Source organism: Aliagarivorans marinus DSM 23064, from assembly GCF_000429485.1.
GTDB classification, from domain to species: Bacteria; Pseudomonadota; Gammaproteobacteria; order Enterobacterales; family Celerinatantimonadaceae; genus Aliagarivorans; species Aliagarivorans marinus.
On the sequence record NZ_AUBY01000016.1, the window covers coordinates 24,368 to 44,816 of the forward strand.

Annotated in this window: 20 protein-coding genes and 1 pseudogene; 9 read left to right on the forward strand and 12 right to left on the reverse strand. The window is 53.2% G+C overall.

The genetic code is table 11. From position 1 onward, the window contains the following. Positions 1-6 precede the first annotated feature (6 nt). The 3 genes and pseudogenes from G461_RS23555 (at position 7) to G461_RS0106970 (ending at position 3,223) form a co-directional block, all read left to right on the forward strand. Positions 7-987, forward strand: coding sequence for a phosphotransferase family protein (locus G461_RS23555; RefSeq protein ID WP_051333416.1), 981 nt, complete (start codon positions 7-9; stop codon positions 985-987). After that, a pseudogene (gene eno / locus G461_RS23560) lies at positions 968-2,263 on the forward strand (phosphopyruvate hydratase). The gene G461_RS23555 and the pseudogene eno overlap by 20 nt, the downstream one beginning before the upstream one ends. A 285-nt stretch (positions 2,264-2,548) precedes the next feature. Further along, positions 2,549-3,223: a hypothetical protein gene (locus G461_RS0106970; RefSeq protein ID WP_026971296.1), complete on the forward strand. Its 675-nt coding sequence runs from the start codon at positions 2,549-2,551 to the stop codon at positions 3,221-3,223. 9 nt (positions 3,224-3,232) lie between these two features. Here the strand turns inward: G461_RS0106970 and G461_RS26055 are convergent, their stop codons facing one another. Beyond that, the gene (locus tag G461_RS26055; protein WP_157360253.1) at positions 3,233-3,598 is read right to left on the reverse strand and encodes a hypothetical protein; all 366 of its coding nucleotides are present in this window, start codon (positions 3,596-3,598) and stop codon (positions 3,233-3,235) included. Between the two features lie 206 nt (positions 3,599-3,804). Further along, positions 3,805-4,746: a LysR family transcriptional regulator gene (locus tag G461_RS0106975; RefSeq protein ID WP_026971297.1), complete on the reverse strand. Its 942-nt coding sequence runs from the start codon at positions 4,744-4,746 to the stop codon at positions 3,805-3,807. Positions 4,747-4,845: 99 nt separating this feature from the next. Between G461_RS0106975 and G461_RS0106980 the strand changes: the two genes are divergently transcribed. Both G461_RS0106980 and G461_RS0106985 read left to right on the forward strand, forming a co-directional pair. Then, complete coding sequence (locus tag G461_RS0106980; RefSeq protein ID WP_026971298.1) at positions 4,846-6,141, forward strand: anaerobic sulfatase maturase; 1,296 nt, start codon at positions 4,846-4,848, stop codon at positions 6,139-6,141. Between the two features lie 148 nt (positions 6,142-6,289). Continuing rightward, positions 6,290-7,477: a cation:proton antiporter gene (locus G461_RS0106985; protein WP_026971299.1), complete on the forward strand. Its 1,188-nt coding sequence runs from the start codon at positions 6,290-6,292 to the stop codon at positions 7,475-7,477. 98 nt (positions 7,478-7,575) lie between these two features. Here G461_RS0106985 and G461_RS0106990 read toward each other — a convergent pair whose 3' ends face one another. Further along, the gene (locus tag G461_RS0106990) at positions 7,576-8,721 is read right to left on the reverse strand and encodes a flagellar assembly protein T N-terminal domain-containing protein (RefSeq protein ID WP_026971300.1); all 1,146 of its coding nucleotides are present in this window, start codon (positions 8,719-8,721) and stop codon (positions 7,576-7,578) included. A gap of 144 nt (positions 8,722-8,865) precedes the next feature. Between G461_RS0106990 and G461_RS0106995 the strand changes: the two genes are divergently transcribed. The 4 genes from G461_RS0106995 (at position 8,866) to G461_RS0107010 (ending at position 11,892) form a co-directional block, all read left to right on the forward strand. Further along, positions 8,866-9,468 carry a FlgO family outer membrane protein gene (locus tag G461_RS0106995; RefSeq protein WP_026971301.1) on the forward strand — a complete coding sequence of 201 codons (603 nt, stop codon included), beginning with the start codon at positions 8,866-8,868 and terminating at the stop codon, positions 9,466-9,468. Beyond that, on the forward strand, positions 9,449-9,946 hold the full coding sequence (locus G461_RS23565) for an LPP20 family lipoprotein (RefSeq protein WP_051333417.1): 498 nt from the start codon (positions 9,449-9,451) through the stop codon (positions 9,944-9,946). The genes G461_RS0106995 and G461_RS23565 overlap by 20 nt, the downstream gene beginning before the upstream one ends. Before the next feature lie 372 nt (positions 9,947-10,318). Beyond that, a complete protein-coding gene (locus G461_RS23570) occupies positions 10,319-11,038 on the forward strand; it encodes a FlgO family outer membrane protein (protein ID WP_051333418.1) in 720 nt (239 codons plus the stop codon). An 80-nt stretch (positions 11,039-11,118) separates the two neighbouring features. Continuing rightward, the gene (locus G461_RS0107010) at positions 11,119-11,892 is read left to right on the forward strand and encodes a FlgO family outer membrane protein (RefSeq protein ID WP_157360254.1); all 774 of its coding nucleotides are present in this window, start codon (positions 11,119-11,121) and stop codon (positions 11,890-11,892) included. Between the two features lie 72 nt (positions 11,893-11,964). Here the strand turns inward: G461_RS0107010 and G461_RS0107015 are convergent, their stop codons facing one another. The 9 genes from G461_RS0107015 to G461_RS0107055 form a co-directional block, all read right to left on the reverse strand. Further along, positions 11,965-13,503, reverse strand: a complete 1,539-nt coding sequence (locus G461_RS0107015) for a phospholipase effector Tle1 domain-containing protein (RefSeq protein WP_026971303.1) — start codon at positions 13,501-13,503, stop codon at positions 11,965-11,967. 157 nt (positions 13,504-13,660) lie between these two features. Beyond that, a complete protein-coding gene (locus tag G461_RS0107020) occupies positions 13,661-14,401 on the reverse strand; it encodes an outer membrane lipoprotein-sorting protein (RefSeq protein WP_026971304.1) in 741 nt (246 codons plus the stop codon). Next, positions 14,394-15,620 (reverse strand): ABC transporter permease, encoded by a 1,227-nt coding sequence (locus G461_RS0107025; RefSeq protein WP_026971305.1) that lies wholly within the window; start codon positions 15,618-15,620, stop codon positions 14,394-14,396. Before G461_RS0107025 ends, G461_RS0107020 begins: the two co-directional genes overlap by 8 nt. Beyond that, a complete protein-coding gene (locus G461_RS0107030) occupies positions 15,608-16,291 on the reverse strand; it encodes an ABC transporter ATP-binding protein (protein ID WP_026971306.1) in 684 nt (227 codons plus the stop codon). The genes G461_RS0107025 and G461_RS0107030 overlap by 13 nt, the downstream gene beginning before the upstream one ends. A gap of 8 nt (positions 16,292-16,299) precedes the next feature. Beyond that, positions 16,300-16,920: a hypothetical protein gene (locus tag G461_RS23575; protein ID WP_051333419.1), complete on the reverse strand. Its 621-nt coding sequence runs from the start codon at positions 16,918-16,920 to the stop codon at positions 16,300-16,302. A gap of 205 nt (positions 16,921-17,125) precedes the next feature. Continuing rightward, positions 17,126-17,986 (reverse strand): PhzF family phenazine biosynthesis protein, encoded by an 861-nt coding sequence (locus G461_RS0107040; RefSeq protein WP_026971307.1) that lies wholly within the window; start codon positions 17,984-17,986, stop codon positions 17,126-17,128. Between the two features lie 132 nt (positions 17,987-18,118). Further along, a complete protein-coding gene (locus G461_RS0107045) occupies positions 18,119-18,559 on the reverse strand; it encodes an ecotin family protein (RefSeq protein ID WP_026959394.1) in 441 nt (146 codons plus the stop codon). 167 nt (positions 18,560-18,726) lie between these two features. Then, the gene (locus G461_RS0107050) at positions 18,727-19,476 is read right to left on the reverse strand and encodes a LytR/AlgR family response regulator transcription factor (RefSeq protein ID WP_026971308.1); all 750 of its coding nucleotides are present in this window, start codon (positions 19,474-19,476) and stop codon (positions 18,727-18,729) included. Next, a complete protein-coding gene (locus G461_RS0107055) occupies positions 19,464-20,441 on the reverse strand; it encodes a sensor histidine kinase (RefSeq protein ID WP_051333420.1) in 978 nt (325 codons plus the stop codon). The genes G461_RS0107050 and G461_RS0107055 overlap by 13 nt, the downstream gene beginning before the upstream one ends. Positions 20,442-20,449 lie beyond the last annotated feature (8 nt).

The following is a 20,449-nucleotide window of genomic DNA, read 5'->3' on the forward strand; positions in this document are numbered from 1 at the left end:
ACGCCGATGGTGTTGGAATTGTTGAAAAAACGGCAATTGCTAACCACCGATGATGCCACGCTCACTCCGCTAACTGGCGGGGTGAGCTGTGAGATCTATCTGGTTGAGGATGGCGACCGCCGATTTGTGGTTAAGCGGGCCTTGTCCAAGCTGAAAGTGAAGCAGGACTGGTTCGCCAACACGAACCGCAACCGTTACGAGCAGCAGTACCTGAGCTATGTGGGGGCGCTGTTTCCCCAGTGGGTGCCCAAGGTGCTGGCTGCATTTCCCAAAGACGAGTTTTTTACCATGGAGTTTCTTCCCAGCGAATACCGCGATTGGAAGAAACGCCTGTTGGCCGGTGAGCGCAAGGTGGAAACCGCTGCGACCATCGGCAAGGCGCTGGGCGTGATTCACCGGGTGAGCTGGCATGACTTGGGCACTATGCGCCAGTTTGATTCCGATGAGAATTTCGAAGAGCTGCGCTTGTCGCCGTACTTTATCTCACTGGTGCCGCTGTATCCGCAGCTACGGACGCAGATTGAACAGCTATGCCAGCGCATTCGCAGCAACAAGCATTGCTTGGTGCACGGCGATTTTAGCCCTAAGAACATCTTAGTGGCGGAGCAGGGCATTAAGATCGTCGACTGTGAGGTGGCTTGGTATGGCGACCCCTGTTTCGATATCGCCTTCACCCTGCATCACCTGCTGCTCAAGCTCTGCCATTTGGGCGACAGCGTACTGGCAGAGATGGCCGACGCCTTCTATTCAAGCTACCAACAAGAGCTGGGAGAGGGGCCAATGGCGGCCATCGAACCCCAGCACCTGATGGAGCTAACCCTGTTTATGATGCTGGCCCGGCTGGACGGGAAATCGCCGGTGGAATACCTGAGCGACAGCGAGAAAAACGAGATCCGCGAGCGGGTGATGATCGCGCTGGCAAATGTACCCAATTCGTTAGACGCACTAATTCAAGGAGTAAGTGGTTATGAATATTCAACAAGTTGATGCCTACCAGATCTTCGACTCGCGCGGTCAACCGACCGTTGAGGTGGAGCTGGTGCTAGCCAACGGCGTTAAAGGCTACGGCTTGGTGCCTTCGGGCGCATCAACCGGGCAGTTTGAAGCACTAGAGTTGCGTGATGGCGATAAGGCGCGCTTTGGCGGCAAGTCGGTGTTTAAGGCGCTGAGCCACATCAAAGGCGAGATCGCCAAGCTGGTGGTGGGCATGGACGTGCGCGAGCAAGGCAAGATCGACCAAGCCATGTGCGAGCTGGATGGCACCGCCAATAAGTCGCGTTTGGGCGCTAATGCCATTTTGGGCGTATCGCTGGCGGTGGCCGATGCCGCGGCCAAGCTGGCCGGCGTGCCACTCTATCAAAGCTTGGGCGGCGGCGAAGGCAACTTGATTGCACTGCCAGAGATCCAACTGGTGGGCGGCGGCGCACACGCCCAGTGGCGCACCGACGTTCAGGACTTCCTACTGATTGTGAATGGAGCTAGCGACTACGAGCAAACCTTGGAGGCCACCTACAACATCTACCAAACCGCCCAGTCACTGCTAAAACAGCGTGGCTTGTTAGGCGGCTGCGCCGATGAAGGCGGCTTCTGGCCAAACTTCTCGCGGCACTATCAGATCTTCGATTTTGTGGTGGAGTCGATTGAGAAGGCCGGCTACAAGCCGGGTAAAGAGGTGTCCATCTCCCTCGATATCGCTGCATCTGACCTCTATCGTGACGGTAAATACCACCTGCCACTGGATGATGCCAGTTACACCAGCGAGGAGTTTCTCAAGCTGATGCTCGATTGGTGCGAGCGCTATCCGGTGCTATCGATTGAAGATCCCTTCGCCGATACCGACCCGGATATGTGGCGCGCCTTCACCGCGCAAGTGGGCGATCGGGTGCAGGTGATTGGCGATGACCTTTTCACCACCAATCCTGCGCGGATCCGCGAGGGCATCGAGCAGAAGCTGGCTAACAGCGTGCTGATTAAGCTCAATCAGATCGGCACGGTGTCTGAGACCATCGATGCTATTCGTTTGACCCAACAAGCCGGATGGCTGCCTGTGGTGTCGGCGCGTTCGGGCGAAACCGAAGATGCCTTTATCTAGCATCTGGCGGTGGCCACTAACGCCGGACAGCTTAAGGTGGGCTCATTTACCCGCAGTGAGCGGATGGTGAAATGGAATGAGCTGCTGCGGATTCAACGTCAGTTGGGCGATAAGGCCCGCTTTATTGGCGGTGAGATCTACCAGCAGTTGGCGCAGCCGGTTGAGGCTTAGGCGCTGCCACGACAAGTAACTCTCTGCTCGCTTTGAAGGGGCGAGAGTCAATACTCGGCCATCGTGTCTAAAGGCAGGATGGCCGTTATTTTTCTGTTTTTAACCGATACTTGATGACGTCATCTTGTTACTAGCGCCTCCCTAGGTTTTATTTGATTTCAACGTTGCGATGGGGACTTGCTATATAAATAACCAAAGCGTCTTGTTATAATTTAACGCTTGCTGCGTTTAGGCTATTCCTAAATGTTGCTTGCGTATTAATATTTGAAAAGAAGAGCCGTTAACTTGCCTGGTAGTACCTCAAAAAATAAAATCCCTTTCGATTTTAGCTTTATTGCGAGCTTTAACAAGCTAGGCGGTCGCCTGTCCTCTATTATTGACTTGTCTCAGATATCGGGGCTTAGCTTTACTGACGGGCTCAATTGGTTGTCTTCATCTGACTGGCGATACACCAAGACCCTCAAGGACGTCGATGACACCAACTGGGGCGCGCTGCTATTGGCCTCTGTGTGTTGTAACAGTGACGAGTATAGCTACGTCAACGTTGTGCCCGACTCTGGTTTACCGACAAAAGGCTTAATCAATCGAGGCAGATATGCGCTGCCTTTTGTGTTGTTTGCTGATGAGTCTGCAAACTTTTACGTGGCGATGCCTCAGGAGTATCAGACCTGCATTGATCTGCTATGTCCTGATATTGGCTTGAATTTACTCAATGTTGATGCAGAGACTGAGCAAGATTTTGTTGACGATGTTTTGCTCTATGCTGAGGTGTTCTCTACTTACAAGGAAACCCGTGTAGAAGAACAGATATGGTTAAGCAAGCAATTAAAGCTATCAAGAAAAGATGATTTAAACCTATCACTTCATGATTTAGATGTGTCAATTGATCGTGAAATAGAGAGCTTTGCGAAGCTAATGCGTTCTGCGATTGAAAATGCGACTTTTGAACTAAGCGCATAGGTGTCTACTTTAGTAAAGAGCTAGATGTATCAAGTCTCCATAACCCCAAATTACCGTTCCAGAAATCGCAATAGCAGCGGTTACATATTTTAGCGATTCTATTAAGCGTAAATAAGTAGGCGATACGGGTAGCCTGCGACCATGTGTTGTCTGTTTACTTGTCCCACAAACTGGCGTATAGGCCCAAGTAATCTTAAAAAGTACGTACTCCATGATTGCAGAACACAGCACCACCAATGAGCCGCTACGTTGAAACCACCCTGCGGCATCCGCACTGCTATAGCCTATGCCATGCCAGGTAATCACTGGCAACATCAGCGAAAGAGCCATTAACGTGGGAATCAGAGCGATGTCTTTTTTTAGTTTTGTGTTCATAAGCTAACAGGTTTTCGAAATGCGAAAGGTGTTTGTGTCGCCGATAAATACGGGCCGCAGGCTGCTAATCGTTACGGGACAGAAAATGTCTGTGTGAGCATGTTGGAACGCGTGTTACTTAGAATGGCAGTTACCGTGTGCATCGAGTCAATGCAGCGCCCTTTGCAGAGGTTTATACCCGTGGGGCGTTGCTTCAATCATTTGGCTTACGCATTGCTTTCCATAGACTCTTTAAAAGCTGCAGTGATTGCTCGATGCACCACTTTGTGAATAGGAGTAGAGCGATTCGCGACGTTTGTGTTTAACACCCACTTGACTGGCATTTCTAATCCGTTAGGAGTTACCACTTTTTTTAAGTCCTCGCCAAGTAAGCTTTGAGGGAGCACACTGGCGACTTTTCCTTGTAGAAGAAGCTTTTTGGCGAAAGCAAGATTGTCAGTTTCTAACTTGTAATCAAACTCTACAGCACTCCTTTGGGAGTACTCTACATATATTCTTCGATACTCGCTCCAGCCATGCACATTCAACCTAAGAAAAGGCCAGTTTTTGACATCTTCCCACTGTACGTTTTGTGTCTTGGCTACAGAGACGACCAACAAGTCTTCGCAAACCACTTGCTGGTGGATATCAGCACTGCGCTCATCGCTCCAAAAGTGTAGGCCTGCATCTAGCTCTCGTGTGGCAATTGCGCGTTGAGAGTTGTGTTCCCAGGTGATGAGCTTCACCTCTGCATTGGGTAGAGCGTTCACTAGGTGGTTGTAAATTACTATGCCGCGATGCTCTAGCAATGCTGCTGGCATCGCTATAGTTAGTGTTTTCTTAAAGTGCTCTGGCGTAAAGCTTGTGGGAGAGGCGAGATTATCAATGTTTCGTATTGCTTGCTCGACAGTTGGTAGTATCGCGAGAGTGTAATCGGTTGGTTCCAGTCCATTCGTGGTTCGTTCGAAGAGCATGTCATCCAGCTGCTCTCTTAGGCGAGTTAGCTGCTTGCTGACTGCACTTTCTGTAATTCCTAGTTTCACTCCGGCTAACTTGAGGTTTCGCTTTTCTTTTAACACCACTAAGGTTCGTAGCAAATTTAGATCTAACATTGATTTATCTCCGCTGAGGGCATGCAGTATAAAGCAGGCCGCTTTCCAATTCTTCAATCCCAGCTTTCTTACATATCAATCTATTCTACTTAATTTTGCTAGCTCATGGCTGTGCCGCTTACGTCGATACGGAGCGCCCCTTTGTCTGGAGAAAACATGTCTGAACCATTTGCTTCCTTAAGTCACTGTCGAGTCGTTACCGCTTCCGGTAGCCGCTGTGTTGCCGACAGCTGCGACTGTTTCCACTTGGAGAGGGACAAGCTTGATTCGGAAATAGATGATTCGCAACTAGAGTGCCTGATACAGCAGTACATCGAAGCGAACGCGAGCGGTGAAGTTACCTTTTGTTGGCAAGGAGGGGAGCCAACCTTGATGGGGCTCGCTTTTTTCAACAAAGTAGTTGGGCTACAACAAAGGTACTCAGATGGGCGGACCATTCGCAATGTCATTCAAACTGATGGCACTCGAATCAACGATGAGTGGTGCGAGTTTTTCAGACGTCATGAATTCTTAGTCGTGATCTCCATTGATGGGCCGGCTGATCTACATGACTTTTATCGGCTAAACAAAGGTGAAAAAGCTACCTATCGTCGTGTAATGGACGCCATTGAACGCCTCAAGCTACATGGTGTTCGATTTAGCACGTTGACGATTGTTCATGCTGAGAATGCTAAATTTCCAAAGCGCATGTATGACTTTCTAGTCGGTATTGGTTCTAAGGCTATTCAGTTCGTTCCGTTGGTAGAGAAGCTGGGCGCGCGTCCGGCGTTAAATGGATTGACGCAGGCCTACTCGCTGCTTGGCAATAAATCTGGGGTGACTCAAAGATCGGTATCATCAGATGGCTATGGCCGTTTTTTAAGCGACGTTTTCGACCGTTGGTTGCAAAAAGATGTAGGGCAAGTCCATGTCGATATGTTCGATAGTGTGCTGTCTGCTTGGTGTGATCAACCCAGTAGTTTGTGCGTCCTGTCTCCTGCTTGTGGCTATTCACAAGCACCTGAAGCAAATGGCAACGTTTATCACTGCCTTGATTGCGCTTATCCCCAAACAAAATCGGGAAGTATCCACAAGCAAACCTTGGCGGAGATGAAAAGTAGCGCAACAACGGTCGAGTTTAGTCTCAATAAGCAGCGCAGACTCACAGGACAGTGTCAATCCTGCAGTTATCGTTTCGCCTGCCATGGCGGGTGCCCTAAGCACCGTTTTTCGAGTTCCCAAAGTGGCGAAGCACAGCACAACTACTTATGTGAGGGGTTTCGACAGTTTTTTCGACATAGTGCATCGGCAATGCGTTTGATGCGAGATTTGATTGCTCGAGGGAGGGCCCCATCTGATGCGATGTTTATTCTCCAGCGGCAACAGGTTGTGACCGCTGAACTAGCCAGTAGTAGTGATGTACTTTGCTCTTTAGAAAGCGATAGTGCGTGTAAATGCGGCTCGGGAATGTAGCCGGGCATTGTTATGTGTTTCGTTGGGCTCTGTTACTGAACGTCGGTTTTGTGTCCCCAACACTTCCCAGTAACAGGGCTCAGCGAAGCACCTCTTTGTGAGCCCGTTGTAGCGGCTTGTTTTAGGGCTGTGTAGTGAAAGGATAACCGTGTACCTACCTCTTGTGATTCTTTCTGTATTTGCTTTTCTTTTCAGCATATTGGCCGGCAAGCTGGAGACGCTTCCTATTTCGGGCCCAATTCTCTTCATTATGTTTGGTGCGGTGGTTGGGCCCTTTGGCTTGAACTGGCTAAGCCTTGAGGCTACTCCGATAGAGCTTAAAGTACTTGCAGACTTGGTTTTGGCGCTCATTCTGTTCTCAGATGCAGCCAATGTTAATCGGCGCGCGTTAAAAGCTAGCTTGCACATCCCCTTGCGAATGCTCAGCGTTGGTTTAACCGGGGTGATTCTGCTTGGCGCCGGTGTCGCCAAGTTGATTTTTCCTGAGTTGTCCACCTGGAGTGTCGCGCTATTGGCGACAATGCTTGCTGCTACTGATGCGGCCTTGGGTAAATCGGTCGTGGTTAACAAGCAAGTGCCAGAGCAAGTACGCATGAGTTTGAATGTTGAAAGCGGGCTAAATGATGGGCTGTGCGTACCCATTTTGTTTGTGTTTATCGCGTTAGCCTCGTCAACAGGACATAACGTGTGGGAATTGGCGTTTTCTCTAATTATCAAAGAGATCGGTATAGGCTTGCTGGTTGGCATAGGCATTACTGGCGTGGGGCTGTTGCTGGGGTATTTCGCGTGGCGCGCTGGATACATCACCAAGCTTTGGGGGCAGATGTCGGTTACCTTCTTAAGTTTGCTGTGTTTTTCGGCAGCGGAAAGCGTACATGGGAGTGGCTACATTGCAGCGTTCACCGGAGGGCTTTTGTTCGGTTATGTAACCCGAAGGTTGTCTCATCAGTTGGTGCTCGATACCGAAGGGTTCGGTGAGGGCATGGCAATGCTCACTTGGGTGCTGTTTGGCTCTATCGTGGTACCGGCGGTAATTGCACATATCTCTGGCACGATCGTTCTTTATGCTGTGTTAAGTCTGACGGTGATACGAATGCTACCTATTTTGCTTTCGCTGGCAGGAACCGGAGAGAACATGGGTAACTGTTTGTTTCTCTCATGGTTTGGACCAAGGGGCTTAGCCAGCATCGTGTTCGCTATACACGTTTTGAGCCATCAGGTGCCAGAGGCGGAGTTTTTGGCTGTGGTTGTCGCCTGTACGGTACTGCTAAGCGCCGTCGCACATGGATTGACCGCGATACCGTTCACCAAGTGGTTGATAGTGAAAAATCAGTAGTCGCTTCCACAGTTTTCTAGACCGATACATCTTTTGAGTGAACATCAAACTAGCGCGATAGCCTCGTCCGTGGTTGGACAAGGCGTATTGGATGCAGATTAATACTTACTCACCATATCGCCCAGTTGAATGTTCCCACTCATGCTCGGGTCCACTGCCTGTACGATGGCGTTGCGTTGGTAGACTTGCTCAACCTTGAGCGCTGTTCCCACGGGCTGGCGCTCTTGGCGTGGGATCTGCCAGTCACCCCAGTGGAAGCGCTGGTGGTCGACATCGAGCAGCATGCCGGGCTGGATCTGGTTGTTGTGGCCGAGATTGATCTGCCAGCGGTCTTCATCGAGCTGGCGCACGATATAGCCTTGCAATGGCTGGCAGGCGAGTAGGGCGTCGATATCGCGGATGATCGAATAGAGCATGTCGTTGACCGCATCGCCGTAGTCAGACAGCCAGAACTCGGCGCTGGCGGGGTAGACAATCTTCTCGGCCTTAAAGCGCCACTCGGTATGCAGGCTGTAGCGTTTGTTGTAGATCTCCTCGAGGTCTACCGCGTTGTAGACCCGCACATTAACCACGAAGTAGCGATTGGGGTAGCTCAGGGTAAAGTGCTTGGGCTGGTGCTTGCGATCGAGGCTGATGTTCTCAATCTCTAAGCCGAGCAGGTATTGGGCGTCGTAACGCTTGGCTAAGTCTTTGATACCTTGGTAGTTATGGCTACCCGGCTTGTAGTAGTTCTGCGGCAGCTTGGGCGGGTGAAGTACGTTAAACTGCTGCGCCACTTCGCGGGCGATATCGTAGCTGCGCTGCTCGACGGCGGGGGACATGTCGTGCAGTTGGCCCACGTTAATGGTGGCCTGGGGTTTGAGAAATGGCGGCAGCAGTAACAGGTTTTTGCTGTAGCCGCTGGCTTTACATTGGCTGAGGATCGGGAAGACATCGGCGCCCATCTCCACATAGTAGTGGTCGCCCTCGCGCCACTCTTTGACGATCTGAACGTTATGCAGATTACCCTTGGATACTACTTCCAACTGGTCAAGCGTCAGCTTTCCGTCGTTGACCTGGCTTATCGCCGTCACCGAGGCGCCGCTATACAGCAGCAGTTGCTTGACCGCATCTTGGGTCGCCTCACTACGTGCCTGTTGCTTACCTAAGCCATTGATTGCGCTGCGTCCTTGCGCTTGCATCCATTCTGCTTGAGCGACTACTGAGTGCAGTAGTAACGCGAGAATCAGTGCTAGTTGCTTCATATGTCCCTCCTGTTGACAGCACAGAATGCAATTACTATTCCCAAGTACGACTATCGGCGGTATTACCCTCCGCCAGGCGCTGGAATTTTGGCAATAAATACTGGAACGGTAATTGCTAAGATGCTGTAGATGGAGGATTTATCGATGCGATATTTGAAGTTCTTGGTAGTCGCTGTGCTCTTGCAGGGAACCTTGCAAGGTTGTAGCCAAAATAGCGAAACCTTTCATACGGCCAACTATACCTACGTAGAGCCGCGTGAGTCCCATGATAACAAGCTCTACATGTATGTGGACAGCTTATCTAAGCAGTTGGTTGACGGGGTTGAGATCCAAGCTGGCGAAACGGTCGCCATCAGCTCGGTGGCCGATTTGAATAGTTTAGAGGCCAGCGATGTCTTCGGACGGCAAATGTCGGAGGCAATGTTTGCCGCTTTGGACCAGTTGGGAGTGCGTACCGTCGAAGCGCGCTTAACCGGTCGCTTGCTGTTTGAGAGCAATCAGGGCGAGTTTAGCCTGTCGCGCGATGCAGAAAAGCTGCGCGATCGCATGGAGATCACCTACCTGATGGTGGGCAGTTATCAGCAAAGCCGCTCGGGCCGCCATGTGAATCTTCGTTTGGTTCACCTTGGCTCACAAGAAGTGGTCTCTGCCGCCTATGAGTTTGTACCGAATGCAATTGGAATTACCGGCCCTCGGGTCACGAATGAGAAAGGGAGCCTGGAGCGCCATGACCAAAGTTTTTTATAAGATCATCGCGGTAGCGGCAACGTTGCTGCTGGCAGCTTGCGGCACGACCAGCAACCCCCAGCAGGTATCTTGGCAGTATGAGCCACCGAGTGACTTTACCTTGGTACATGCGGTGGGCTATGCCCAGATCAGTAATCAGCGTGGAGCCGACCATACTGCGCGTCAGCTGCGCGCCATGAAGGCCTCGAAACTGGATGCCTACCGCGAACTGTCTGAGCAGGTCTACGGCCAGCGCATTGAAGGCAGTGCAACAGTGAGCGATATGGTGCTGGCTAACGAGCACTTGGCCGCTTCGGTGGCAGGGGTTATTCGCGGTGCTCGGGTAATCCGCGCCTATGCTTTGGAAGATACCTATGTGACTGAGTTAGAGCTAGATTTTCGCGAAGTGTATCGCGTAACTATGTCGATGAACCCAAATCGCAGCGTGACCACCGGTTCCACCAAGAAAGACAGTAGCGCCTCCAGCGCTAGCTTCTGATCCCACCCAATACGATGGCAACCAGCCCCCCCTAAGCTGGTTGCCAATATACCCGAACTATCTCAAGATGCTTGTTCAGCGAGATTAGCCAAGCCCTCAGGCAAGGCCCTGTTCCGCAGGTTTAGTGGTCTAAATCAAGGAGCAGGAACGCAGCATGAGGGCATGGAAAACTCGCCCTTCGGGAGGAGCTCAATGTCCATCGTTCGTCGTTGAAAGCACTTGAAAGGGGATACCATTCCTGCGTGCTTTCGCCTAGCCCGATGGACATTGAGTTCCTCTGAATCCCGCATCTTGAGGCAGTTCGGGTATATTTGATAAAGTTCTTGCCAAACTCGCCGATACTTAAACTAAGTTTTTCCATTGGTGAGCTCTATGAAAGCTATAACTATTACGGCAGCCTCGGCGCTGCTCTTGCTCGGATGCTCCAGCTCAGAGCAGCAAAGCCAAACCCCAGAGGTTGAACCGTCCTCTGTTCAAACGGTTAAAGTCTACGACCCAATGCGTGCAGCCAGCGACCATAACGCCAACTATCGCGAAGCGGTGGTGGGCTCTGATGGTGCTCTCTATATTCTGGGTACCGCGCCGCCAAAACCGGTTGATCAAGACAGCGCCACGCTGCTCGATTATGTCAGCGATTTGTCGTTTAACCTGGTTTCCAGCTCGCACTATGTGAATCGTGACACCGCCATTGGTGTGGCCTCATTCGTTGAGCTCGATAACTACCACGCTACCGATAACTTCGGTCTGCAGTTGGCTGAGAGTTTCGTCTATGAGATGCAGCAATACGGCTTCTCGGTGATCGATTACAAGAGCACCGGCTACATCCGCGTCACCGATAACGGCGATTTTGTGTATAGCCGCAAGGTGAGTGAGCTGCAAAAGCGTCTACCCATCGAATACCTGCTGATTGGCACCTACACCAATACCCAGCACGGCGTGGTGGTGAATGCGCGTATCGTGGGGGCGCAGTCTAAGGTGGTAGTGGCCTCGGCGCAGACGCTGGTTCCGCACAGTGTATATCGCTCATCCGAGCCGATGACCACACCGGCACGCAAAGATGGTGTGCTGCTGCTGGGTAATCTGTCAGAATAGCCCTGCTTGGCAGGCTACGAGCGCGTTGCCTGCCAGTTCGTTTTCCTATCTGTTCCCTCTGGCATCTGTAAGGAGAAGCCATGGCTCGACTGCATCGAACAATGTTGCCACTGTGTCTGCTGGCCAGCGCCTGTTCCTCACCGGCTCCTGAAGTCTCAGAACACGAACATGACGTCAACGACGAGTACCATCCAGATTTGATTGCGCATCGGGTGCCGCATCAACGCTTATATCACTGGTATGCCGACGAAGCATTCGGCGAACCCCATGAGCCCGGTTATCGGGTGATTGGCTACTCGTCGGATCATTATCCGGCGGAGCCGCTAATGCTGCTGGCCCAGACTGCCCGCGCGATGTCGGTAGAGCTGATCGCCAGTGGCCACAAGCTAAATCTCAATGCGCCAATCGGTGTAACGCGTTTTGTATCGCTGGATGACCTCACCGCCGGTGATGAGTTTGGCGCTCAGCTGGCGGAAAGCCTTAGCTTCGAGCTGCAACAAGCGGGTTTCTCGGTCATCGACTTTAAGCTGCAAGACCCGATTAAGGTCGCCCCTGAAGGTGAGTGGGTGTACCAGCGTGAACTTGATGACTTGGTGCGACAAACCGCCACCGAGTATGTGGTGGTCGGTTCCTACTCGGAATCGGTACGCGGCACCATGCTTAACGCCCGTATGCTCGACCCTAAGGGCAAGCTGATATTGGCCTCGTCCCAGCAGTTTTTACCGGGCGTACATTGGTCGGGCCGCTACGCCGATGGCGTGCTGCTGCTCGGCGATACACCTAACCCGATTGCCGATGAGATGGAAAGCGCCAGCTCGGTGAATATGCCGCCGGTGAAGTATTTCAGTAAGTAATCGCCTGTTAATTAAAGCGAAAAGGGAGTGGCCTGTTGGTAAGGCCACTCCCTTTGTTGTTTTAATGTGGCGTTAAAGCTTTTTAATAGAGACTTCTAAGAAGCCGCTGTTATTGCCGTAGTAGCTGTTGAGGTCGTTGGCGAACAGGCAAAGCTCGCCGGTTTGCTGTGGCGCGATGATCTTCTCGTTGCCGATGTATTCGGCGCAGTCATCGTCTTCGTCGATGTTAAAACACAGCGCAAACCAGTCGGCGTCGGGTACACGCCGCTTGTGCTCCATCGATGAGATGGCAATGTTCTTATACCAGCGGAAGCTTTGTCCTTCGCGGGTCCAGCCTTCGCCATCAACCTTCCTGATGTCCGAGTCATTCCAGCGTTTGCTTCCCACCATTTTCACCAGATAACGCTGACCTTTTTCAACTAATACGCCGCTGTGGTTGTTCTTGCGATGAGCGACCACGCGAACTTCTAGCTCATCGTCTGCGAGCAGTAAGTTGGAGTAGAAGCCTAGCTCGTGTGAGGCGATACCGGTGCAGAGGTTGGGGTGGACATGCGTCGGTGCGAACACCAGCTGGTGGTCGATGCGCTTGAGCGACTCGGGGCGGTACTCGCGCTTAGCGGCAATGCGCTGGGCAACCGACACGTGAACCTTGGGGGCTAGATTGGGCCGAACCCGATCCCCTTCGATGACCACGCAGCGACGATGGTTGTAGAGAAAGTCTGTATAGAACCGGTATTGCTGCTGATGGATAACACCGAATGGCGTGGGATCGACCAGCAAGTCGTCTTGCCCAATCAACTGCGGCTCACCGTCTTTAAACAGGCGGTCTACCTCTACTCGCGCGGGTGGCTTGAGCTGCACGTCCAGCTCGTCGATGGATTCGAGCCAGTCTTTGGCAAAGCACAGGGTTTGGTCTGATAGCCCATCAAAGTTGTAGCCGCCGCCAACATCGCTGTGGGCGCCGGGGAACCAGATCTCCTCAACGCGCTTTTCGTTGTTCATCAAGGTAGGCTGGAAGATATCGCGTTTATCATCCAGTGACACTAAGTGCAGCGCGCGTTTCACATTAGGTGGCAGGCTAAAGCCATGCTCGAACACCACCTCGGATTTGGGGCGCTGATCCTGCACCGTGTTAGGAAGGCCAATGGAGGCGACAGTATCAAACACCAGTTCGGTGACGATCGTGTCTTGTTCCGTTAAGCACTTCTCATTGATCAGTACCTGAGCGAATCGCCGCGCCAGCGCCGCACCGCGTGAGAACCCGGTGAGTACCACCGCTTTGTGAACATCACGCTTGAAGACCCTTTTAAAGTCCTCGGTGGCACTGGTCAGGATGTGCGCTACATCGCCGGTGGCCAAGCCAAGTGCCAGCATCTTCTGCAGCTTATTGCCATAGGTGCCAATGCCGCGGTAGTAGAAGCTGATGCAGTCATCGCCCAAGTCGGTTTCGCCGCGCTCCTGTTGCAGGGTGCCGCCAAGTAACAGGTGCAGCTTCAACACATTGGTGATGCTGTTGTCCTCAATCTCGCTTTTTAAGCCTTTGGTCCCTTGCTGGGCATCTTTTGGTTCGTTGCCGGTCCCGTCAAAGTGAAAGAACAGTATTCCTTGCATGGTGTGCTCCTTATTCTCTTTGGGTAGAGGGGTGTTTCGGTCGAGAGATAGCCAGAGATACCAAGGGAATAGTTAGCAAACCGGATTAAAGAAAGTGGGCTCGACAAAAAAAGTGGCCGCTGTGGCCACTTTTATTTACATGTTAATCAATTACCGTTTAGAGCGCGCTTACATCCTGTCGGCTTAGATAGGCGGGGTTGTAATACTTGTCAGGCAGCGTCCTTGGTTCCACCTGTTGGTAGTAGATCACCGTGGTGTTGTTGTGCTGAATCGCATCTTCCAAGGTCATGGTGCTGACCACCGTTTGCCCGTCGCGCTCACCGGGCTCGAAGTAGGCGCGTTTTGCCAGCTTGCCCGATTTAAGGTACATATCGGCCTTGAGCGGGAAGTTGGTATCTTCATCCACCCACAGATCGATGCGTTGGTAGGATGCGCCTTTGGTTTGTGCGTTCAGCATCAGGTGGCGGGCGGAGAAGCCCTGCCAATCACTGAGCTCGCCAATCTCACCGTCGTAGTCCTCGCTCCAGGTCAGGGTGGAGACATCGCCCACCGAGGCCTCACCGAGTAGCTTTTGCATCGGGGTGATGCGCAGTGGGCGGCGCGAGTTGGGCATCAGCAGCCAATAGTTGTCTCCAAGCATGAGCAGTTTTTGACCGGCCTCGGAGGCGGCTTTAAACACGACCAGCGATTCGCGCTGCGGCCGTAGGTAGACGTTGTAGAGGTGGCGCTTTTTCTCCTGCTCAGATTGGTACTGCACCACTTCGGTGGTGACTTTGGCGTGGCCTTCTTGCAAACGGTAGTGATCCGCTTCGGCAAGTCGCTGTTGTAGTTCACCTGCGAAGCTGGTACTGGTCACCAAGGCGAGGCTCAGTGCGAGGGTTTTGAATAAGTTAGACATAGATAAGTGCCTCGGTAATCGGTTTACGTACACCCTTCAGGGCGGCAATCGCGGATGCTCCGGCGCAGATAACGGCGATACTGATGGTGACCCACAGTGCTAGCATCGGTGAGAAATAGACCTGCAAAGCGTAGCCATCAGTGCGCCCGGGCGGTGGTGGCATCTCGATATCAGCAACCAGCAGGCCAGCTGAAAGCGCGCCGTTGGCAATGATGCCCAGCACACAGCCAATCAAGGCCATGACTAGCGCCTCATAGACAAAGCCGCGCAGTTGTTCGGCTGGGCTGGTGCCCATGGCCGCCAAAGTGCCAATCTCGCGGGTTCGCTCGGTGACCGACATGCTCAGAGTATTGAACAGGGCAACGAACACCACCAATGCCATCACCGCACCCATTACGCCGAAGATCCGGTTATACAGGTTGCGCACCGCATCGTAGAACACCGCGCGCTCCCACCACGGGGTGTACTCGAGTGATGGTGTCTGCTGTGCGCCCGGTGCAGCGAGGGTATGCAGCATCGGCCCGACATCTTGATAGTCGTAGAAGTACATCGATACGACGCTGACCCGCTGGCTGTCGAGCAGTGCTTGTGCGGCGTTTAGGTCGATGTATAACAAGCGTTTGTCCATCTCCGGTACGCCGGTGGAGACGATGCCGCTGACCACAAAATCGTAGGCATTTAGCGCTCCTTCGCTGGTTGTGGAGAGCAAGGTCAGCCAGTCGCCGATTTGCATCTTCAGGTTGCGGGCTAAGTCTTTGCCGAGCACCACTTGCGGCGCCTCGTCGGGGCTGTAGCTGTCTAGAAGCTTGCCTTCAACGACATCGAGAAACGGGCCTTTTTGGCGGAACTCGTTGGGTTGTACCCCTTGGCCGATAAAGATTGCCGATTTCTCGCCATTGCTGGCTAGGCCGGAGAACTCCACGCGCGGCTGCACCGCTTTGACCTGCTGGTGGCTGAGCAGTGACTTGATCAGCGCTCCACTATCGGCGATACCATTTTGCAGTGGGTAGTCCTCTTCGCTATCGAAGTAGCCGGGCATGGTGACGCTGATATGGCCGCTTTCGCGGGCGGAGGCTTCGGCCAATGATTGATAGGTGTAAAGGCCAAAGCCACCGGCGGAGAGCAGGGCGAATACGGCAATGGCGATAATGCTGACCGACATCAGTGAGCGGCGGCGGTTGCGTTGAACGTTTAGCCAGGCTTGAGTTAGGCGACGCATAGTGCCTCCTTATCCGAGACTACTCGACCATCTTCCAGGCGGATAATCCGATCGCAGTGGCTGCTCATTCTATCGTCGTGAGTGGCCACCACGATGGAGGTGCCATGCTGATGGCTTAGCTGCTTCATCAGCGATACCACTTGGTGGGCAGTTTGGCTATCGAGGCTGGCGGTGGGCTCATCGGCAATCACTAAACGCGGCTTTAACACCATCGCTCTTGCGAGTGCGATGCGCTGCTGTTGCCCGCCGGATAAACGGTCGGGGCGTTTGCCCGCGTGCTCCAACATGCCAACCGCTTCGAGCAATTCATTGACCCGTTGCTTGCGCTGGGGCGCGGCGATGCGATTAAGCTGCAGCGGGTACTCGACGTTCTCAAAGGCGCTCATCACTGGGACGAGGTTAAAGCGCTGGAACACGAAGCCTAGTTGGCTGCGGCGCAGGCGCATGGCCTGCTGGGCGCCAGTGACTTGTTCGCCGGAAAAGAAAACTTGGCCATCGAACTGCTGATCCAGCAAGCCGCAGATATTGAGCAGGGTGCTTTTACCGGAGCCCGACGGGCCGCAAAGGCCCACCAGTTCCGCTTCTGCCACGTCGAGGCTGACATCAAACAGCGCTTGCTGTTCAAGCTGGCCCAGTCGGTAGCTTTTGTTGATACTGTTTAGCTGTAACATAGTGGCTCCTAGCCTTGCTGCATCAGGGTTTCGGCTTTGGCGCTGTACTGATCGTTGACGCCACTTTGTTGTAGCTTCTGGTACCAGTCTTCTGCTTGGGCGTCGCGGTTATGCTGTTTCGCTGCCTTGATTGCTCGCCAGTACACCCATGAGGTGGCTTGTGCGGGGGCTGCGTTAAACTCGGCGTGGTCAATGACATTGCTAAACAGCACCAAGCCTTGCTCGCTAACATTGAAAAAATCCGGTACCGAGGTAAAAGTGGCAGCTGCGCTGGCTTGCATGTACAGGGCCTGCGGTAGACCGCGGAAGTGTTGGTCCCAGTTTTGCTGATCGAGCATGTTGAGCGCCTTATCCATGCGCGCTAAGCCGTTCTCGGTAAAGCGCATCTTGCTCCAAGGCAGAAAGGCATCATCGCCTTTCAGTGCTTCGACGGCGCCATAGTGAAATAGCGTCCAGGCATCACTAGGGTCTTGCTCTTGCGCTTGTTTTAGTTCCTTGTAAACCGCATCCAGTTCGCTGTAGTCGCCTTGGGCGGCGGTGTAGTAACGGCCGAGTAGCTCGTCGCTCACCTCGGCGCTCACGGCAAAACTCATCAAAAGTGACAGTCCGGCAAGTTGTAAGGTTTTCATGGTGTGTCCTCCCTGTTGTTGATGCTGTAATCCTAAAAAGGGAGAGAGGGCTTGGCTTGAGGATGCGACGATTGGTTGTTTGGGCAGACAAACTGTTATCGAACAGGATAAAAGGATCGTTAGCTGCGACACGCGGGGCCATGAGCGCGAGGCGCGAAGCCCCCCGCATTCAGCACAGCACTAGAGGGGCGGGGCAGTTATCCGCTTAGACGAAGCTGATGTTGGCGGTGGTGATCACTTGGCCGCTGATCGCCACGTTGTTGATATCTCGGCCCTCGCAATCAAGGCTGACTTTGATCTCACTGGGGCGGTGGACAAAGCGTCCTTGCTGGATGCTAAGTTGCGGTCGCGCTACTAACTGGTGCTGCCACAGGTAAGCAGCGGCTGGGCCTGCAGCGCTGCCGGTGGCGATATCCTCACTCTTACCGGCGTTATCAAAGCTGCGGCCTTCCAGACGCTCGACATCCAAGGCATAGAGAAACTTGGCGCCAATTTCACTCAGCCAGTAGGAGATATCTTCTCGGTAGCTGACTTTTTCCAAACCTGTTCGCAGCGGCAGAATCAGATAGGGCAGGCCGGTTGAGACGATTTGAGCGGGGGCGTGGGCGAGGTCTTCGCGGCTTAAGCCAATTGCTTCGCAGGCCCATTGCGCTAGGGCGCTATCGAGGATGTGGCCAAAGCTGGGCTTGCCTTGGTCCATGGCGGCAAAGCTGCCTTCTTGCTGTGTCCAGCTTCGCAGTTCTACCTTGCGGGTATTGAGTGCTACCTGCCAGTGCTGCTCGCTGCTTACACTAGAGTGCTCGCCGCTCACACCAGAGCGCTCGCCAAGAAAGTGCGCCAGGCCCAGCAGCGGATGGCCAGCAAAATCGAGCTCTTCATCCATGGTGAAGATCCGCGCAGAGAGGCCCTGAGCCGATTCAAACAGGAAGATAGATTCGTATTGGCGCATCTCGCGAGTCAGCGCCAGCATCCGTTGGCTGCTTAGTGACTCGCAATCGGAGAAGATGGTTAGGCCGTTGCCAGTCAGAGCTTTATTGGCAAAGACATCGACCAGGGTGCATTGCATCACAGATCCTTGTGGTGAGAGAAGTTGCCAGCTTAGAGGTTCTTAAATGTGAAGCCAAGTTCGTTGTATCGTAGAAAGGCAAGCAGAAAAACAAAAGCCGGCGCGAGGCCGGCTTCTGCAGGATGGGGTGACCTATTCTGGCGCCCACACGCGATAATCAAAGTCGATGTTCTCCGGCAAGTAGACCACCAATGGCAGCTTGCTGTTGTAGCGGCGTAGCTCGCCACGGGCGCTGCGTACGGTCTCTACGCGGCGGCTGTCGTCGGGACAGGCCATCAGGGTGGTGGCAACTGCGCCGTTACCGTTAAACACGTAGTAGCTGTAGCCCCAACCTTGCAGGTTTTGCTGCTCAAACTGACCGCCTAGGCTGGCGCGATTGCAGTCTACTTCGGCTTGGGTGCTGGCGATCAATTCAACCAACAACTCTTGTTCGTTATCACGAACCGGCAGTTCGATGCTGTGTTTAACCAAGTTTTCGTCAAGGGTTTCAGGGAACATATGATCGGCGGCTTTTTCACTGGCCATGGCACTTCCTACAACAAGACTTAAGCAAAGGGCGATGGGTGCTTTCATGGTGAACTCCTGAGTTAGTTCAATAAACTAGAGAATAACTCTGTCAAAAGCGATTTTGACAGGATTGATAACAGTGAGTGAAGCATAGCAGCCGGGTGTTTAACCCGGCAAGCGCCTTTACCCTAGCTTACAAAACTTTAATGTTCACTGAATAAAGCGGCCTAACACTACATAGCCTTAAATAAGTGATTGGCGCTGCGACTAACCGCAAATTCTTTGCCATCGATGAGCTCGACGCTCAGCTTGCCCAGCATGCTGCGTTTTACCCGCTGGATCTTGGCAACCTGAACGAGGGTGGCGCGATGGATCTGCCAAAACTGGTCCGGGTCGAGCTGTTTCACTAACTCTTTGAGGGGCGTGCGGATAACGTAGTCGGCGCTTTGGGTATGCACAGTTGTGTACTTGTCTTCGGCAACAAAGGCCAGCACCTCTGAGGTGGCAACCAGCTCCACGTCTTCACCTTTGCCTGCCTTAATCCAGCGTAGGCTGCTGGTTTGTGGGTTAAGCGCTTGCGATAGGGCCTGATAGTCGATATCGACCGGCGCGTCGGTGTGCTGTAGCCGCTGTTTTACCCGTTGGCAGCAACCCAACAGGCGCTGCTCTTCGATGGGCTTAAGCAAGTAGTCGATGGCCTGCTGCTCAAAGGCTTGAATCGCGTACTCATCAAAGGCGGTGGTGAAGACAATCGCGGGTGGGGTGTCTAGCTGGTTGAGTTTCTCCGCCAGCTCTATGCCGTTCAGGCCCGGCATGCGGATATCTAAAAACACTACATCGGGCTTAAGCTGGCTAATGCTATTGAGCGCGCTGTCGCCGTCGCCAGCCTTATCGACCACCTCAAGCTCTGGCCAACACTCGCCGAGCATCTTGTCTAAATGGAAGCGGAGTAGCGGCTCGTCGTCGACGATTATGGCTTGCATGGTAGCTCCAGAGTGGCTTGGGTGCCGGGTTCACGGGGTGACAAGGTGAGTTGAGCGTGAGCGCCAAACAGGCTGTGCAGACGCTGCTTGATATTGCCAATCGCCAGGCCATTGCCTTGCTGTTGACTATGGTTAAGGCCTACACCGCTGTCGCTGATTTCTACCTTCCAGCTATCTGGCTGTTGGCTAATGTTGATTGTTACCTCGCCACCTTCGGGCTTGGGTTCAATCCCATGGCAGACGGCATTCTCCACCAAGGGCTGCAGTAGCATTGGCGGTAGTTGGCTGTGCACATCTAACTCAGGGTCGACTTGGATGCTGTAGCGCAGTCGCCCACCTAAGCGGATCTGCTGAATATCCAGATAGGCATCAAGGCAGGCTATCTCGTCCTTCCAGCTTACCTGCTCTTGGCGCGAGAGCTTTAGAGTGAGGCGGATAAGATCGGTAAAGCGCTCCAGTAGCACCTCGGCTTGCTTGGGGTCGATGGCAATCAGCGCCTTGAGGTTGGCCAGGGTGTTAAATAGAAAATGTGGCTCAATCTGGCTTTGCAGGTTCTTAAGCTGGGACAGGGTAAGCGCCTGCTCGGTCTTGAGCTTTTCCAACTCAAGCTGCTTGATGGTGTTCTCGGTATGGAGGCGCTGCACCCGCTGGTGGAAGTAGGCGTAGAACACCAAGCCAAACAGGATGGCGACGCCTAAGACCTTGAGCATGAAGTCAAAATCAGTTGGCCCACCCATTCGGCCAACCCAGTAACTGGCGTGCCAGGTCCCCAACACGCCGGTGATGATCACCGAAACAAATTGCTGCATTAAGTGAGGGAGCTTGGGCAATATTAGCGCCATGGCTACCCCGGTGGTGGAGCCGAGGAAGCTATAACCCAGCGCAATCATATAGTGCATCCAATAGGGGCCTTCCCAGATGGCTTGGGTGACAAAGGCGATCCCTATCGAGAAAGTAAAGGTCATTGCAAGGC

Coding starts and splice junctions, on each gene's coding strand:
- G461_RS0107010 (WP_157360254.1), top strand. CDS start 11,119: ATGGCTCGACTGCATCGAACAATGTTGCCACTGTGTCTGCTGGCCAGC.
- G461_RS0107045 (WP_026959394.1), bottom strand. CDS start 18,559: ATGAAAGCACCCATCGCCCTTTGCTTAAGTCTTGTTGTAGGAAGTGCC.
- G461_RS0107020 (WP_026971304.1), bottom strand. CDS start 14,401: ATGTCTAACTTATTCAAAACCCTCGCACTGAGCCTCGCCTTGGTGACC.
- G461_RS0107055 (WP_051333420.1), bottom strand. CDS start 20,441: ATGACCTTTACTTTCTCGATAGGGATCGCCTTTGTCACCCAAGCCATC.
- G461_RS0106980 (WP_026971298.1), top strand. CDS start 4,846: ATGTCTGAACCATTTGCTTCCTTAAGTCACTGTCGAGTCGTTACCGCT.
- G461_RS26055 (WP_157360253.1), bottom strand. CDS start 3,598: ATGAACACAAAACTAAAAAAAGACATCGCTCTGATTCCCACGTTAATG.
- G461_RS0107015 (WP_026971303.1), bottom strand. CDS start 13,503: ATGCAAGGAATACTGTTCTTTCACTTTGACGGGACCGGCAACGAACCA.
- G461_RS0107040 (WP_026971307.1), bottom strand. CDS start 17,986: ATGCAATGCACCCTGGTCGATGTCTTTGCCAATAAAGCTCTGACTGGC.
- G461_RS23575 (WP_051333419.1), bottom strand. CDS start 16,920: ATGAAAACCTTACAACTTGCCGGACTGTCACTTTTGATGAGTTTTGCC.
- G461_RS0106990 (WP_026971300.1), bottom strand. CDS start 8,721: ATGAAGCAACTAGCACTGATTCTCGCGTTACTACTGCACTCAGTAGTC.
- G461_RS23565 (WP_051333417.1), top strand. CDS start 9,449: ATGACCAAAGTTTTTTATAAGATCATCGCGGTAGCGGCAACGTTGCTG.
- G461_RS0106995 (WP_026971301.1), top strand. CDS start 8,866: ATGCGATATTTGAAGTTCTTGGTAGTCGCTGTGCTCTTGCAGGGAACC.
- G461_RS0107050 (WP_026971308.1), bottom strand. CDS start 19,476: ATGCAAGCCATAATCGTCGACGACGAGCCGCTACTCCGCTTCCATTTA.
- G461_RS23555 (WP_051333416.1), top strand. CDS start 7: ATGGTGTTGGAATTGTTGAAAAAACGGCAATTGCTAACCACCGATGAT.
- G461_RS0107025 (WP_026971305.1), bottom strand. CDS start 15,620: ATGCGTCGCCTAACTCAAGCCTGGCTAAACGTTCAACGCAACCGCCGC.
- G461_RS0107030 (WP_026971306.1), bottom strand. CDS start 16,291: ATGTTACAGCTAAACAGTATCAACAAAAGCTACCGACTGGGCCAGCTT.
- G461_RS23570 (WP_051333418.1), top strand. CDS start 10,319: ATGAAAGCTATAACTATTACGGCAGCCTCGGCGCTGCTCTTGCTCGGA.